Raw genomic sequence first — 15,004 nt, 5'->3', positions numbered from 1 at the left:
GTACGGCAACGCAGAACCCGGGGGCAACCGGATGACAGCAGGATCAGCGCAGTCGGGAGTGGGCCGGATCATCAACGGCCGGTATGTGCTTCTGAAGCAGGTCGGCTCCGGCGGGATGGGCCATGTCTGGCTCGCCCACGACCAGCGGCTCGACTGTGACGTGGCGCTCAAGGAGATCAGGTTCCGCGATGTCCGGGAAGGGAGTGAGGAGCACGAGTCGCGGATCGCGCGTGCCCGCGCCGAGGCCCGGCACGCGGCGGTGCTGCGTGGCCATCCGCACGTGGTGACGGTCCACGACGTCCTGGAGCACGACGGCCTGCCGTGGATCGTGATGGAGTACGTGGCGGGCGCGGAGGACCTGCGGGCCTGGCTCGCCCGGCGCGGCCCGCTGGCCCCCGACGAGTGCGCCCGCGTCGGCCTCGCGGTGCTGGACGCGCTGACCGCCGGGCACGAGCGCGGCATCATGCACCGGGATGTCAAACCGGCCAACATCCTGCTCGCCCCGGACCGCGCGGGCACCCCCGGCGCGCGCATCCTCCTCACCGACTACGGCGTCTCGGTCCAGCCGGACTCCCCCGAGACCCGCTGGACCCGTACCTCCGTCCTGGTCGGCACGGCCGGCTATCTGGCACCGGAGCGGGCGCAGGGCGGGCAGCCGACCGCGGCGTCCGACCTGTTCTCGCTGGGCTGCACCCTGTACTTCGGTGTGGAGGGCCACGGCCCCTTCGACCGCGACAGCCACCTCGGAGCGCTCGCCGCGGTGGTCGCGGAGGAGGCGCCGCCGTCCCGGCGAGCCGGCGCGCTGGGGCCGATCATCGACGCGCTGCTGGTCAAGGACCCCGCCCTGCGCATCTCCGCGGAGCGGACGGCGGCCGCCCTGGCCCGGATCATCCTGCCCGAGCCCCATCCGCCGACCCAGGTCGACACCGGCTCGCAGCCGGCGTGGGCGGGACTCGTCACGTCCGACGGTCCCGGGGGTCCGGCGCCACCGGGACGGACCCCCGGCGGCCTGTCCCGGGACCACGACTACGCGCCGCCCGCACACGACCAGAGCCCGTCCCCCGCCCGGGGCCAGAGCCCGTCCCCCGCCCGGGGCCAGGGCCTGGCCCCGCCCGCCCGGGATCCGGGGCCGGCCGCCCCCGGCCGGGAGCAGAGCTCGGTGGGACAGGACCGGGACCAGGGTTTCGCGGCGCCGGGTTCGTACGTCCCCACTGCCCAGGCCTTTACCGCCCCTGCGCACCACGCGGCGTACGCACCCATGGCGCAGGCAGCCGGCAGCCGTGCCGGTGCCCCGGCCGCGTACGCCCCTCGCCCGGGCCAGGGTTTCGGTCCGCCGACCCCGCAGCCCCCGCAGCCCGGCGCCGCTTTCGGTCCGCCCGGTTATATGGGACCCGCCGCACCCGCCCCGGATCCCGGTGGGCGGCGCCGCAAGCGGACGCTGCTTCTCCAGGTGGGCGCGGCGCTGCTTCTCGCGCTGTCGCTGACGGCGGGAGTGCTCTGGGGCATGGCCCGGTACGGCAGGACGCAGGCGCCCGTAGCCCCGTACGGCGCCCAGGTCGGGCTGTCCGCACCCCTCAAGAAAGGCGACTGCGTACTGAGCGACCCGTCCCCCGCACCGTCCTCGGGTACCCCGCGTCTGCAACTCGATCCGAGCTGCGGAGCGCTGCGCCCCGACGGGCAGGTGATGGAGCTGTACAAGGCCCGCTCCTTCGAGGAGGCCGGCAGCGACGGAGCGGATCAGTGCGCGGAGCGGACGAAGGCGACCGCCGACAAACTCGCCTGGCACGTCCAGAGCCTGGCCGTGGTGCCCACCCGCGAGGGCTTCGACGCCACCGGCGGGAACGTCGCATGCCTGCTGGTCGGGAAGCACGGTCCGGTGTACGGCAGGCTCGGTGGCCTCCGCCCGTACGGGATGGTGTTCGAGGACGCGACCCAGATGCAGCAGGGCGACTGCCTCGGCCATGCCCGCGGGGACGCGAGCGAATACACCCACTACGAGCTCGTCTCCTGCGACAAGGACCATGTGGGCCAGGTCTTGCGGATCACGCACCTCGCCACCCTGACGCCCAAGAAGGAGGCCGATGAGCAGGCGAACGCGCGGTGCATGGCCGACGCCCCGCCGCAGCAACTCGGCTATCCCGCCGACACCTATGTGAGTCATGGCCTGCGCAGCACAGGACTGTGGAGGAAGGGGTACTACCTGGTGGTCTGCAGCATCGAGCGTCTGGACAAGGCCCTCATGCACGGAGGCGAGTAGCCCACCCGGCCCTGGCGAACCTCGTCCCTTCGGGTGAAAATGGGCGCAGGCCACGGCCCGCGTCGCGGACCCCGCCGGGAGAAGGGTGTAGTGCGATGCCCGGTTCGACGAAGGCGATGGGGGTGCTCACCGTCGGCGGACTCGTCATGGTGACGGCCTACACGGTGGCGCTCGGCAGCAACGGCTGGCTGTGGTTCGGCTGGGTGGTGCTCGGTCTGCTCACGATCGGGATGGTGGCCTCGCGGGGCGCCTGACGCGCGCGGGTCACTGTCACTCCCTGGGCAGCGGTCCCGCCGAGTGCACCCCCGGCTGGTACTTCGGCAGCCGGGCGGTGATCTTCATGCCCGCTCCCACGGCGGTCTCGATGACGAGGCCGTACTCGTCCCCGTACACCTGGCGGAGCCGGTCGTCGACGTTGGACAGTCCGATGCCGCCGGAGGGGCTCACCTCCCCGGCGAGGATGCGCCGCAGCCGGTCGGGGTCCATTCCGGTGCCGTTGTCCTCGATCACGACCAGCGCCTCGGCGCCCGCGTCCTGGGCGGTGATGCTGATGTGGCTCTTGTCGGTCTTGCCCTCCAGTCCGTGTTTGACGGCGTTCTCCACGAGCGGTTGGAGGCACAGGAAGGGCAGCGCGACCGGCAGTACCTCGGGGGCGATCTGCAGGGTGACCGAGAGACGGTCGCCGAAGCGGGCTCTGACCAGTGCCAAGTAGTGGTCGATGGCGTGCAGTTCGTCGGCGAGGGTGGTGAAGTCGCCGTGCCTGCGGAACGAGTAGCGGGTGAAGTCGGCGAATTCCAGGAGCAGTTCGCGGGCGCGCTCGGGGTCGGTGCGGACGAACGAGGCGATCACCGCGAGCGAGTTGAAGATGAAGTGCGGGGATATCTGGGCGCGCAGGGCCTTGATCTCGGCCTCGATCAGACGGGTGCGGGACTGGTCGAGGTCGGCGAGTTCCAGTTGCACGGAGACCCAGCGGGCGACCTCGCCCGCGGCCCGGACGAGGACGGCGGACTCGCGGGGCGCGCAGGCGACGAGCGCTCCGTGGACGCGGTCGTCGACGGTGAGCGGTGCGACGACGGCCCAGCGCAGGGAGCAGTCGGGCTCGTCGCACCTCAGCCGGAAGGCCTCGCCGCGGCCGGTCTCCAGGGGGCCGCCGAGCCGTTCCATGATCTCGGTGCGGTGGTGCTCCCCCAGGCCGTCCCAGGCGAGGACGGTGTCCTGGTCGGTGAGGCACAGGGCGTCCGTGCCGAGCAGGGTGCGCAGTCGGCGGGCGGACTTGCGGGCGGTCTCCCCGGTGAGACCCGCGCGCAGTGGGGGCGCGGCCAGCGAGGCGGTGTGCAGGGTCTCGAAGGTGGCGTGTTCGACGGGGGTGCCGAGGCCGCCGAGGTTCTCGGGCCGCGCGGTGCGCCTGCCGAGCCAGAACCCGGCGGCGAGCAGCGGGAGCACGGCGACGCACAGACCCGCCAGGAATCCGCTCACGCCGTCACCGCCCCGCTCGACGATCCGCTCACGCCGTCACCGCCCCGCTCGACGATCCGCTCACGCCGTCACCGCCCCGCGTGCGTCGGCGTCCGCGCGCCTGTCTCCTCCGGCCAGTTCTTCCGGCAGGTGGAACCGGGCCAGGATCGCCGCCGTCCCGGCGGGCACCCGTCCGGCCGTGGCCAGCGACACCAGGATCATGGTGAGGAACCCGAGCGGCACCGACCAGAGCGCGGGCCAGGCGAGCAGTGCGTGCAGCGCGCCCGAGCCCGGGTAGCCCGCCATGGTCGCCGCGACGGCGACGAAGGCCGCGCCGCCGCCGACGAGCATTCCGGCGGCCGCGCCCGGCGGGGTCAGCCGCCGCCACCAGATACCGAGGACGAGCAGCGGGCAGAAGGAGGACGCGGACACGGCGAAGGCGAGTCCGACGGCGTCGGCGACCGGCAGTCCGCCGACGATCACGCTCGCCACGAGCGGCACCACCATGGCGAGTACGGTGCCCAGCCGGAAGTGGCGTACACCGCGCGAGGGCAGCACGTCCTGGGTGAGCACCCCGGCCACCGCCATGGTCAGTCCGGACGCGGTCGACAGGAACGCCGCGAAGGCCCCGCCCGCCACCAGCGCTCCCAGGAGATCCGCGCCGAGCCCGCCGATCACGCGGTCGGGCAGCAGCAGGACGGCGGCGTCGGCGTTCCCGGTGAGGCTCAGTTCGGGGGCGTACAGGCGGCCGAGCGCCCCGTAGACGGGCGGCAGCAGGTAGAACGCGCCGATCAGGCCGAGGACGGCGACCGTGGTGCGGCGCGCTGCGACGCCGTGCGGGCTGGTGTAGAAGCGGACGACGACGTGCGGCAGTCCCATCGTGCCGAGGAAGGTGGCGAGGATCAGTCCGTACGTGGCGTACAGCGGGCGTTCCTCGCGGCCCGCCGCCAGCGAGGTCGACATGCCGCCGTTGCTGCCCCGGTCGGCGGCCGGGACGAGGTCGCCCTTGGCGAAGGTCAGCCGGGTGCCGCGCTCGATGTGGTGGACGCCCGCGGGGAGTCGGAGCCGCTCGCCGTCGTGGCGGTGGCCGTCGACCGTGCCGGTGGCCGTGACGCCCAGTGGGTCCGAGAGCTTCAGGTCGAGGCTGTCGTCGACGCGGACGACGCGCTGCTCGCGGAAGGTCGCGGGTTCGGAGAAGGCCTGGCGCGGGGCGCCGTCGGCCTGCCAGGCGAGGACCAGGAAGAGTGCGGGGACCAGCAGGGCGGTGAGTTTGAGCCAGTACTGGAAGGCCTGCACGAAGGTGATGCTGCGCATGCCTCCGGCGGCGACGGTGGCGACCACGACGACCGCGACGAGCACCCCGCCGAACCAGTCGGGCGCGTCGGTCAGGACGGCCAACGTCAGCCCGGCGCCCTGTAGTTGGGGCAGCAGGTACAGCCAGCCGACCCCGACCACGAAGGCACCGGCGAGGCGTCGCACGGCCGGTGAGCCGAGGCGTGCCTCCGCGAAGTCGGGCAGGGTGTACGCGCCGGAGCGGCGCAGCGGGGCCGCGACGAACAGGAGCAGTACGAGATAGCCGGCCGTGTAGCCGACGGGGTACCAGAGCATGTCGGGGCCCTGGACGAGGACGAGGCCCGCGATGCCGAGGAAGGAGGCGGCGGAGAGGTACTCGCCGCTGATCGCGGCCGCGTTGAGCCGGGGGCCCACGGTGCGTGAGGCGACGTAGAAGTCGGAGGTGGTCCGGGAGATGCGCAGGCCGAACGCGCCGACCAGGACGGTCGCCACGACGACGAGGGCGACGGCGGGGACGGCGTAGTTCTGATTCACGGCTCAGCGGTCCTCATTCACGGCTCAACAGTCATCGTCCATTACTCAGCGGTCCTCGTTCTCGGCTCAGCGGTCTTCGACCAGGCGCACGAAGTCCTTCTCGTTGCGCTCCGCGCGCCGCACGTACCAGCGGGCGAGCAGGACCAGGGGCGGGTAGACGCAGAAGCCGAGCACGGCCCACTCCAGGCTCGCGCCGTCCGGCATCGCGGCGAAGACCAGGGGAAGCGGCCCGACCAGCAGGACGAGCACGGCGAACACCACCAGCGCCGCGCGGAGTTGACTGCGCATCAGGGAGCGGACGTAAGTGTGGCCGAGCGTGGTCTGTTCGTCGATCTCGGTCCTGGGCCGGTAGTAGCCGGAGGTGCGGCGGGTGCGCCGGGGCACTCCCGTGACGACCACCCGGCGTTCGGTCGGCTCCTGCGGCACGCCGTTTCCCCTCTCAGCTCGTGGTCCGGCGCATCAGCAGATCGCGCAGTTCGCGGGCGTGCCGACGGCTGACCTGGAGTTCGACGGAGTCGACGAGGACGCTCACGGTGCCCGCGTCCAGGCGGAGTTCGCCGATGTGGCGCAGGGCGACGAGATGGCGCCGGTGGATGCGGACGAAGCCGCGTGAACGCCAGCGTTCCTCCAGGGTGGAGAGCGGGATGCGGACGAGATGGCTGCCCTGGGCGGTGTGCAGGCGTGCGTAGTCGCCGTGCGCTTCGACGTGGGTGATGTCCTCGACGGCCACGAAGCGGGTGACGCCGCCGAGTTCGACGGATATGTGGTCCGGGTCGGGCTCGTGGACGGGTATCCGCGGTGCGGCGTCCTGGAGTTGGGCGGCCCGCCGGACGGCTTCGGCCAGCCGCTCCCGCCGTACCGGCTTGAGGACGTAGTCGACGGCCTTGAGGTCGAAGGCCTGGACGGCGAAGCCCTCGTGGGCGGTGACGAACACGACGAGCGGCGGCGAGGCGAAGCCAGTGAGCAGCCGGGCGAGGTCGAGTCCGTCGAGTCCGGGCATATGGATGTCGAGGAAGACGACATCGATGGCTTCGGGCCCGTCGGGTCCGGATTCCAGGGCCCGGTTGATCCGGCGCAGCGCCTCGGTCGCGTCGCTCGCGCCCTCTGCGCTGGAGATCCGGGGATCGGTGTTCAGGAGGTAGAGGAGTTCCTCCAGGGACGGTTGTTCGTCGTCGACGGCGAGCGCGCGCAGCATGAGAGTGGAGTGTAGGAGCGATCGGCATGCCTGGACATGTGCGGGACGTGGCCGTCGTCGCCGGACATGCGGACGTTATCGCTGGTTGCGTGGACGTTGTCGCTGGATACAGTGCCGCCATGAACAGCAAGCCCGCGATGTTCGACGAACTCGACCGCAAGATCATCACGGCCCTGATGGCCAACGCCCGGACGAGCTTCGCCGAGATCGGCACGGCGATCGGACTGTCGGCCACCGCGGTCAAGCGCCGTGTCGACCGGCTCCGCGAGACCGGTGTGATCACCGGGTTCACGGCCACGGTGAAGCCGACGGCGCTCGGCTGGCGCACGGAGGCGTACGTCGAGGTGTACTGCGAGGGCGCGGCGCCGCCCCGACGGCTCGCGGAGGTGGTCCGCAACCATCCGGAGATCACCGCGGCCATGACCGTGACGGGCGGCGCGGACGCGCTGCTCCATGTGCGCGCCACGGACGTGGACCACTTCGAGGAGGTGCTGGAGCGGATTCGCACCGAGCCCTTCATCCGGAAGACGATCAGCTACATGGTGCTGTCGCATCTGTTGCCGGAGGCCCCGGAGGCGGGCGCCACCCACGCGGCTCCACAGGATGCGCAGGACGCATCAAACCTGCGTTGACCTGAGTGATTACGCAGCGATGCTGCGCACACACGCAGCTCTTGTCGCTTGTCGGCCGTATCCCCCGTTTCCTACCTTGGAGGCACCCCCCGTCGACACCGCAGGAAGCGGAGGAACCTCTCTGTGCCTGACAGCCGTGTGCCGCGCCCTCGGCGCTTTCTCGTCTGTGAACCCAGACACTTCGCCGTGCAGTACGCGATCAATCCCTGGATGCATCCCGACGCCCAAGTGGACGTCGATCTGGCCCGTGCCCAGTGGGCGGCGCTGATCAGCGCCTACCGGGCCCACGGCCACACCGTGGACACCGTGGAGCCCGTGGCGGATCTCCCGGACATGGTGTTCGCGGCGAACTCCGCGCTCGTCCTGGCTGGCCGGGTCTTCGGCTCGTACTTCCACGCGCCGCAGCGCCGCCCCGAGTCCACCGCGTACGAGACCTGGTTCAAGGCGGCCGGTTTCGACGTCTACCGTCCCGAATCCGTCTGTGAGGGCGAGGGCGACCTCGTCCCGGTGGGCCGGTACGTACTGGCCGGCACCGGATTCCGGACGACCCCCGAGGCGCACCGCGAGGTGCAGGAGTTCTTCGGCGTCCCGGTGGTCAGCCTCCAACTGGTGGACCCGCGCTTCTACCATCTGGACACGGCGCTCTTCGTCCTGGACGACGGGCCCGAGGCGAACATCGCGTACTACCCGGAGGCGTTCTCGCCCGGCAGTCGCGAGGTTCTGGCCCGGCTCTTCCCGGACGCGGTGCTCGCGACCCGTGAGGACGCGTACACCTTCGGCCTGAACTCCGTCTCCGACGGCCGTCACGTCTTCATCGCGCCGCGCGCCGAGGCCCTCGCCGACCGGCTCGCCCGCCACGACTACGTCCCCGTCCCCGTCGACCTCTCCGAGTTCCACAAGGCCGGCGGTGGCATCAAGTGCTGCACCCAGGAGATCCGCTCATGACCGCTCCCGCCCGTACCCTCGCGTCCTCCGCCGCCGGTCCGCGCTCCTCCGCCGACCTGATCCGCGCCGAGGAGCCCGTCCTCGCGCACAACTACCACCCGCTTCCCGTGGTCGTCGCCCACGCCGAGGGCACCTGGGTCGAGGACGTCGAGGGGCGCCGCTACCTCGACATGCTGGCGGGCTACTCGGCCCTCAACTTCGGTCACCGCAACCCGGTGCTGATCGACGCGGCCCACCGTCAGCTGGACCGGCTGACGCTCACCTCGCGCGCCTTCCACAACGACCGGCTGGCCCAGTTCGCCGAGTCGCTGGCCGAGTTGACCGGCCAGGACATGGTCCTGCCGATGAACACGGGCGCGGAGGCGGTGGAGAGCGCCATCAAGGTGGCCCGAAAGTGGGCGTACGAGGTGAAGGGCGTCGCACCGGACCGGGCGACGATCGTGGTGGCCGCGGACAACTTCCACGGCCGTACGACGACGATCGTGAGCTTCTCGACGGACGAGACGGCCCGCGCCGGCTTCGGGCCCTTCACCCCGGGCTTCCGCGTCGTCCCGTACAACGACCTCGCCGCGCTGGAAGCGGCCGTCGACGAGACGACCGCGGCCGTGCTGATCGAGCCCATCCAGGGCGAGGCGGGCGTCGTCATCCCGGACGACGGTTACCTGACCGGTGTCCGGGAGCTGACCCGGCGCGCCGGGTGTCTGTTCATCGCGGACGAGATCCAGTCCGGCCTGGGCCGCACCGGCACCACGCTCGCCGTGGAACACGAGGAGGTCGTCCCCGACCTGCTCCTCCTGGGCAAGGCACTCGGCGGCGGCATCGTGCCGGTGTCGGCGGTGGTCGGCCGCCGGGACGTGCTCGGGGTGCTGCGGCCCGGTGAGCACGGCTCGACCTTCGGCGGCAATCCGCTGGCCGCGGCGGTCGGCTCCGCGGTCGTCGGACTCCTGGAGACCGGTGAATACCAGAGCAGGGCGGCCGAGTTGGGCGTGGTCCTGCGGGGCGGTCTGACGGCGCTCGTGGGCCGGGGCGTGGAGGGCTTCCGCTCCCGCGGGCTGTGGGCGGGCGTCGACATCGACCCGGCCATCGGCACCGGGCGCGAGATCAGCGAGGGCCTGATGCGCGAGGGAGTTCTGGTCAAGGACACCCACGGATCGACGATCCGACTGGCCCCGCCGCTGACCATCACCGGCGAGGAACTCCAGTCCGCCCTGGGCGCCTTGGAGAAGGTGCTGACACAGGGGGTCTGACACGGGCGCCGGCAGCTGCCGGCGCCTTGGTGGGCACGCCGCGCTCCCATCGCCCGGCCGCACCGCCGACGGGCGCCTGCCCCCGAACACCGGGCAGGCGCCCGCGCCGCTCTGCCATCGACCCGTTGAGGAGCGCAGTCAGGCGATCACTCGGCGGTGAGCTCCGCGAGTTGCTCGGCCGCTGTCGTGTTGCCCCGGTCGGCGAGGCGTCGCAGCTCGTCCATGTTGTCCTGCTCGGTGGCGAGTTCGATCAGCTGGTCGGTGGCCGTGGCGTTGCCGCGGTCCGAGAGGCTGCGCAGTTCTTCGAGGTCGCCTTGTTCTGCGGCGAGTTGGATGAGCTCGTCGGTCGCGGTGGGGTTGCCCGCATCCGCGAGGCGGCGCAGTTCGTTCAGATCGCCGAGTTCGGTGGCGAGTTCGATCAGCTCGTCGGTCGCGGAGGCATCGCCGCGCTCGGCGCGTTCCCGCAACGCAGACAGCTCGGGCTCGGTCATGACGGGCAACCTCTCCATGGTTTCGCTCCTGGACCGGTCGGCCCCGGACCTTGTGCGGCTATGGACCGGGTGAGCCTGGATCCGGCCGGCCGGCAGCCGCAGAACCTCGATTCCGCCATCCATATGGAGCATACGGCGCTGTTCAGGGGCTGATCAGTCGATGACCGCGGTGGCTTCGACCTCCACCAGATGGTCCGGGACGTCCAGTGCCGCCACGCCGATCAGCGTGCCCGGCGCCATCGGGGTGATCCCCAGCTCTGCGGAGGCCCGGGCGACTCCCTCCAGGAACAGCAAGGTCCTCGTGCCCACCTCGCAGCACATCCGCACCCTCAACGCGGTCCGGCTCGCGGCCGACATCGCCGACGTGCCGACACTCGTCATCGCGCGCACCGACGCGCTGGCCGCCACTCTGCTCACCAGCGATGTGGATGAGCGCGACGCCGAGTTCGTCACCGGCGAGCGCATGCCGGAGGGCTTCTACCGCGTGCGGGGCGGGATGGCGCCGGTCATCGCCCGCGGCCTCGCCTACGCCCCGTACGCCGACCTGATCTGGGTCGAGACCGGCACTCCCGACCTGGCACAGGCCCGCGAGTTCGCCGAGGCCGTCCACGCCCGGTATCCGGGCCGGATGCTCGCCTACAACTGCTCGCCGTCCTTCAACTGGAAGGCCGCTCTGGACGACGACCAGATCGCCAAGTTCCAGCGGGAGTTGGGGGCGATGGGCTATCGCTTCCAGTTCATCACGCTGGCCGGGTTCCACTCCCTCAACCACGGCATGTTCGACCTGTCGCGTCGCTACGCCGATCACGGAAATGACCGCCTATGTCGATCTCCAGGAGCGGGAGTTCGCCGCGCAGAAGCACGGCTTCACCGCCGTCAGGCACCAACGCGAGGTCGGTACCGGCTACTTCGACCTCGTCTCCACCGCCGTCAACCCGGCCTCCTCCACCACCGCACTGGCCGGGTCCACGGATGAGGAGCAGTTCCACTAGACCGACCGCGGTCGCCCGTGCGTACCGGCCCCTGACCGAGCGGGAGCCGGGCGACCGTCCCCGCCCGGCTCCCGCTCCGCTCCCCCGACCAGGAGAACCTGATGTCCACCAGCGCACCGACCCGCCACGTCCGCGTCCTCGCGGCACCGGACGACCGCCACGACGAGATCCTCACCCCCGCCGCCCTGGACTTCGTCGGCCGACTCGCCGGCGCCTTCGCCGGACGTCGACCTTCTCCGGCAGCCTCGAAGACCTGGCCGACCGGCAGCTCGTCGTCGAGGCCGTCGTGGAGAAAGCCGAGGCGAAGACCGAGATCTTCACCGCACCGGACAAGATCGTCGAGGCTCCGGACGCGGTCCTGGCGAGCAACACCTCCTCCCTGCCCGTCATGCGCCTCGGCATGGCGACCCACCGCGCCGACCACGTCCTCGGCCTGGCACTTCTTCAACCCCGTGCGTGAGCATCCTGGCGCCCGGGCCGAGGGACCCGGACCGCGTGTCCCGGCTCACCGTCCGGATGCCGGACCTGATCCGCCGCGCCGGGTGAGTGCCCCATAGGCTGGTCTGTGCAACTGGTTCGCCCCGTCCGCCAGGCGGGATGCGTCGCAAGAGGGAACCCGGTGGGAATCCGGGACTGCCCCGCAGCGGTGAGTGGGAACGACCGCCGTCATACGCACTGGGTCCGGTGAACAGGACCTGGGAAGCGACGGTCACTAGGTGTCCTCCGTACGGAGGACGTGCCCGCGAGTCCGAAGACCTGCCCATTGCCCGCGCGCGACCCCTCGTGCGCGGACATCCCGGTGACCTCGTGGGCGGGTCGGCGTACATATCGGACGGACGACCGCGCAGTGCCGCGTCAGGTTGTTTCCGTCCGGTTCGTCACCCCTTCGCGCCCTCCTCCCGTCCCGGGATCCCAGGGAGATATCTCGCGAAGGAGATTTCCGTGACAGCGAAGTCCGCAGCCGCGGCAGCACGGGCCACCGTGTACGGCTACCCCCGCCAGGGCCAGAACCGGGAGCTGAAGAAGGCGATCGAGGGCTACTGGAAGGGCCGCGTCGACGCCGATGCCCTCCGGGCCACCGCCACCGAACTGTGCCGCACCAACTGGCGGCAGCTGGCCGAGGCCGGCATCCACGAGGTACCCACCGGCGACTTCTCGTACTACGACCACGTCCTGGACACCAGCGTCATGGTCGGCGCGATCCCCGAACGCCATCGCGCCGCCGTCGAGGCCAACGCGTTGGACGGCTACTTCGCGATGGCGCGCGGCACCCAGGACGCGGCGCCGCTAGAGATGACGAAGTGGTTCGACACCAACTACCACTACCTGGTGCCCGAGTTGGGTCCGAACACCGTCTTCACGGCCGACTCCGCCAAGCAGGTCGCCGAGTTGGGCCAAGCCCTCGCCCTCGGCCTCACCGCCCGCCCCGTTCTCGTCGGCCCCGTCACCTACCTGCTGCTCGCCAAGCCCGCGCCGGGCGTCGCCGCGGACTTCGACCCGCTGACGCTCCTCGACCGACTGCTGCCCGTGTACGCCGAAGTCCTCGCCGACCTGCGCACGGCCGGCGCCGAGTGGGTGCAACTCGACGAACCGGCCCTGGTCCAGGACCGTACGCCCGCCGAGCTGAACGCCGCCGCGCGCGCCTACCGCGACCTGGGAGGGCTCACCGAGCGCCCGAAGCTGTTGGCCGCCTCGTACTTCGACCGGCTCGGTGACGCGCTGCCCGTGCTCGCCAAGGCTCCGGTGGAGGGCCTGGCACTCGACTTCACCGAGGCCGCCGCCGCCAACCTGGACGCGCTCGCCGCCGTGGGCGGACTGCCCGGCAAGCGTCTGATCGCCGGTGTCGTCAACGGGCGCAACATCTGGGTCAACGACCTGGAGAAGTCCCTCACCACCCTCGGCACCCTGCTCGGACTCGCCGACCGGGTCGACGTGGCCGCCTCCTGCTCGCTGCTGCACGTCCCGCTCGACGCCACCGCCGAACGCGACATCGAGCCGCAGATCCTGCGCTGGCTCGCCTTCGCCCGCCAGAAGACCGCCGAGATCGTCACCCTCGCCAAGGGCCTCGGGGGCGGCACCGACACCATCGCGGCCGAACTCGCCGCCAACCGCGCCGACCTGGCCTCCCGCGCCGGCTCGGCGCTCACCCACGACCCGGCGGTACGCGTCCGCACCGCCGCCGTCACGGACGCCGACGCCCACCGCTCCCAGCCCTACCCCGAACGGGCCGCCGCCCAGCGCACCCACCTGCGTCTGCCCCTGCTGCCGACCACCACCATCGGCTCCTTCCCCCAGACCACCGAACTGCGCACCGCGCGGGCCGACTTGCGCGCGGGACGGATCGACGCCGCCGGGTACGAGGAGCGCATCAGGGCCGAGATCGGCGAAGTGATCTCCTTCCAGGAGAAGACCGGCCTCGACGTCCTCGTGCACGGCGAGGCCGAACGCAACGACATGGTCCAGTACTTCGCCGAACAGCTCACCGGCTGCCTCGCCACACAGCACGGCTGGGTCCAGTCCTACGGCACCCGTTGCGTACGCCCGCCGATCCTGGCCGGCGACATCTCCCGCCCGGAACCGATGACCGTGCGCTGGACGACGTACGCCCAGTCCCTCACCACCAAGCCGGTCAAGGGCATGCTCACCGGCCCTGTCACCATGCTCGCCTGGTCCTTCGTCCGCGACGACCAGCCCCTCGCCGACACCGCCCGACAGGTCGCCCTCGCCCTGCGCGACGAGGTGAACGACCTTGAGGCGGCCGGGACTTCGGTCATCCAGGTGGACGAACCCGCGCTGCGCGAGACCCTGCCACTGCGCGCCGGCGACCGTCCGGAGTATCTGGCGTGGGCCACCGAGGCGTTCCGCCTCACCACCGCGGGCGTACGCCCGGACACCCAGATCCACACCCACATGTGCTACGCCGAGTTCGGCGACATCGTCCAGGCCATCGACGATCTCGACGCCGACGTCATCAGCCTCGAGGCCGCCCGCTCCCACATGCAGGTCGCCCGCGAACTCGCCGAACACGGCTACCCGCGCGAGGCCGGACCCGGCGTGTACGACATCCACTCCCCGCGTGTACCCGGCGCGGACGAGGCGGCGGCGCTGCTGCGCAAGGGGCTTGAGGCCATCCCCGCCGAGCGGCTGTGGGTCAACCCCGACTGCGGCCTGAAGACCCGCGCCTGGCCCGAGACCCGCGCCTCGCTGGAGAACCTGGTCACCGCGGCCCGGACGGTCCGCACGGAGCTGTCCGCGTCCTGAGCCCGTACGGCGGGCCGGGAGAGCACGCCCAGCGCTCTCCCGGCCCGCCCCCCCGGGCGCTGTCCGCGCCCTCCGCCGTCCGGGGGGGCCGGGTCTCCCCCCCCCCCGCTCCCCCGCCCCGCCGGTGACCCACCACACCACAAGCCCCGCGCCCCCATGGAGGCCGGTGGCTCACGGCCGCCAGTACAGCGCGGGGTCGGGGTGGTTGGTGAAGCCGAGTTCGCGGTACAGCGGTTCGCCCTCGGTAGAGGCGTACAGGTCCACTCGGGCGACCTCACGTTCCCCGAACCAGTCGAGCAGGCCCCGCATGATCGAGCGGCTGTGCCCGCGGCGCCGGTACGACGGGTCGGTGATCACGCCGATCACGTGCCCGATCCGGCCGTTGCGCAGGTGCGGGCCGGGCAACCGCTGCTCGATCGTGGCGATCCCACAGGCGGCCAGGCCACGGTCGCCGTCGCCGTCGCCGTCGCCGTCACCGTCCACCACGAGGATCCGCACGGCATCCGCGGTCAGCTGTTCCTTCAGCACCACGGCCAGGGCGTCCAGCCAGTCGTCGTCCGCCGCCGCGGGGTCGAAGAAGTGACCGCCGAGGTTCTCGAACAGCAGGGCCCGCAGACGTACGAGCTCCACCAGGTCGTACTCCACCGCCTGCCGCACGGCCGACCCGTTTCCTTCGCGTTGTCCCATGCCGACCAGACTGAT

At 71.6% G+C, this 15,004-nt stretch carries 12 protein-coding genes, 3 pseudogenes and 1 riboswitch; of the genes and pseudogenes, 8 read left to right on the top strand and 7 right to left on the bottom strand.

The features are described from left to right. Positions 1-31: 31 nt before the first annotated feature. On the top strand, positions 32-2,257 hold the full coding sequence (locus ACFVWD_RS19505; RefSeq protein ID WP_389597559.1) for a protein kinase: 2,226 nt from the start codon (positions 32-34) through the stop codon (positions 2,255-2,257). 95 nt (positions 2,258-2,352) lie between these two features. Beyond that, entirely contained in the window at positions 2,353-2,511 is a 159-nt protein-coding gene (locus tag ACFVWD_RS19500; RefSeq protein ID WP_167552139.1) for a hypothetical protein, read from the top strand. Between the two features lie 16 nt (positions 2,512-2,527). Here ACFVWD_RS19500 and ACFVWD_RS19495 read toward each other — a convergent pair whose 3' ends face one another. From ACFVWD_RS19495 to ACFVWD_RS19480, 4 genes are all read right to left on the bottom strand, one after another. Then, positions 2,528-3,733, bottom strand: coding sequence for a sensor histidine kinase (locus ACFVWD_RS19495; protein WP_168506672.1), 1,206 nt, complete (start codon positions 3,731-3,733; stop codon positions 2,528-2,530). Between the two features lie 60 nt (positions 3,734-3,793). Next, positions 3,794-5,539 carry a cation acetate symporter gene (locus ACFVWD_RS19490; RefSeq protein WP_389597557.1) on the bottom strand — a complete coding sequence of 582 codons (1,746 nt, stop codon included), beginning with the start codon at positions 5,537-5,539 and terminating at the stop codon, positions 3,794-3,796. A gap of 66 nt (positions 5,540-5,605) precedes the next feature. Beyond that, positions 5,606-5,965 carry a hypothetical protein gene (locus ACFVWD_RS19485; RefSeq protein WP_389597555.1) on the bottom strand — a complete coding sequence of 120 codons (360 nt, stop codon included), beginning with the start codon at positions 5,963-5,965 and terminating at the stop codon, positions 5,606-5,608. 13 nt (positions 5,966-5,978) lie between these two features. Further along, a complete protein-coding gene (locus tag ACFVWD_RS19480) occupies positions 5,979-6,734 on the bottom strand; it encodes a LytR/AlgR family response regulator transcription factor (protein WP_389597553.1) in 756 nt (251 codons plus the stop codon). Positions 6,735-6,853: 119 nt separating this feature from the next. Here ACFVWD_RS19480 and ACFVWD_RS19475 point away from each other — a divergent pair, with 119 nt between their 5' ends. From ACFVWD_RS19475 to rocD, 3 genes are all read left to right on the top strand, one after another. Further along, positions 6,854-7,366: an Lrp/AsnC family transcriptional regulator gene (locus ACFVWD_RS19475; protein ID WP_266580697.1), complete on the top strand. Its 513-nt coding sequence runs from the start codon at positions 6,854-6,856 to the stop codon at positions 7,364-7,366. A gap of 123 nt (positions 7,367-7,489) precedes the next feature. Continuing rightward, positions 7,490-8,311, top strand: a complete 822-nt coding sequence (gene ddaH, locus ACFVWD_RS19470; RefSeq protein ID WP_389597551.1) for a dimethylargininase — start codon at positions 7,490-7,492, stop codon at positions 8,309-8,311. Next, positions 8,308-9,558 (top strand): ornithine--oxo-acid transaminase, encoded by a 1,251-nt coding sequence (gene rocD / locus ACFVWD_RS19465; RefSeq protein ID WP_389597549.1) that lies wholly within the window; start codon positions 8,308-8,310, stop codon positions 9,556-9,558. The genes ddaH and rocD overlap by 4 nt, the downstream gene beginning before the upstream one ends. A 146-nt stretch (positions 9,559-9,704) precedes the next feature. Here rocD and ACFVWD_RS19460 read toward each other — a convergent pair whose 3' ends face one another. Together ACFVWD_RS19460 and ACFVWD_RS19455 are read right to left on the bottom strand one after the other, a co-directional pair. Next, positions 9,705-10,067, bottom strand: coding sequence for a hypothetical protein (locus tag ACFVWD_RS19460; protein ID WP_389597548.1), 363 nt, complete (start codon positions 10,065-10,067; stop codon positions 9,705-9,707). 135 nt (positions 10,068-10,202) lie between these two features. After that, a pseudogene (locus tag ACFVWD_RS19455) lies at positions 10,203-10,340 on the bottom strand (RidA family protein); the annotation flags it as partial. 1 nt (position 10,341) lies between these two features. Between ACFVWD_RS19455 and ACFVWD_RS19450 the strand changes: the two are divergent. The 3 genes and pseudogenes from ACFVWD_RS19450 to metE form a co-directional block, all read left to right on the top strand. Further along, positions 10,342-11,041, top strand: a pseudogene (locus tag ACFVWD_RS19450) (isocitrate lyase); the annotation flags it as partial. Positions 11,042-11,270: 229 nt separating this feature from the next. Next, positions 11,271-11,496: pseudogene (locus ACFVWD_RS19445) on the top strand (3-hydroxyacyl-CoA dehydrogenase NAD-binding domain-containing protein); the annotation flags it as partial. A 100-nt stretch (positions 11,497-11,596) separates the two neighbouring features. Further along, a riboswitch (cobalamin riboswitch) is annotated at positions 11,597-11,820 on the top strand. A 163-nt stretch (positions 11,821-11,983) separates the two neighbouring features. Beyond that, positions 11,984-14,302, top strand: coding sequence for a 5-methyltetrahydropteroyltriglutamate--homocysteine S-methyltransferase (gene metE, locus ACFVWD_RS19440; RefSeq protein ID WP_389597547.1), 2,319 nt, complete (start codon positions 11,984-11,986; stop codon positions 14,300-14,302). 171 nt (positions 14,303-14,473) lie between these two features. Here the strand turns inward: metE and ACFVWD_RS19435 are convergent, their stop codons facing one another. Continuing rightward, complete coding sequence (locus tag ACFVWD_RS19435) at positions 14,474-14,989, bottom strand: GNAT family N-acetyltransferase (protein ID WP_389597545.1); 516 nt, start codon at positions 14,987-14,989, stop codon at positions 14,474-14,476. Positions 14,990-15,004: the final 15 nt, after the last annotated feature.

It is taken from the genome of Streptomyces sp. NPDC058086, from assembly GCF_042885015.1.
Lineage (GTDB): Bacteria > Actinomycetota > Actinomycetes > Streptomycetales > Streptomycetaceae > Streptomyces.
This window is presented reverse-complemented; position numbering and strand designations above follow the sequence as displayed.

Bases quoted from the DNA above. Each gene is read 5' to 3' on its own strand.
- ACFVWD_RS19500 (WP_167552139.1), top strand. From the start codon at position 2,353: ATGCCCGGTTCGACGAAGGCGATGGGGGTGCTCACCGTCGGCGGACTC.
- rocD (WP_389597549.1), top strand. From the start codon at position 8,308: ATGACCGCTCCCGCCCGTACCCTCGCGTCCTCCGCCGCCGGTCCGCGC.
- ACFVWD_RS19460 (WP_389597548.1), bottom strand. From the start codon at position 10,067: ATGGAGAGGTTGCCCGTCATGACCGAGCCCGAGCTGTCTGCGTTGCGG.
- ACFVWD_RS19475 (WP_266580697.1), top strand. From the start codon at position 6,854: ATGAACAGCAAGCCCGCGATGTTCGACGAACTCGACCGCAAGATCATC.
- ACFVWD_RS19505 (WP_389597559.1), top strand. From the start codon at position 32: ATGACAGCAGGATCAGCGCAGTCGGGAGTGGGCCGGATCATCAACGGC.
- ACFVWD_RS19435 (WP_389597545.1), bottom strand. From the start codon at position 14,989: ATGGGACAACGCGAAGGAAACGGGTCGGCCGTGCGGCAGGCGGTGGAG.
- ACFVWD_RS19480 (WP_389597553.1), bottom strand. From the start codon at position 6,734: ATGCTGCGCGCGCTCGCCGTCGACGACGAACAACCGTCCCTGGAGGAA.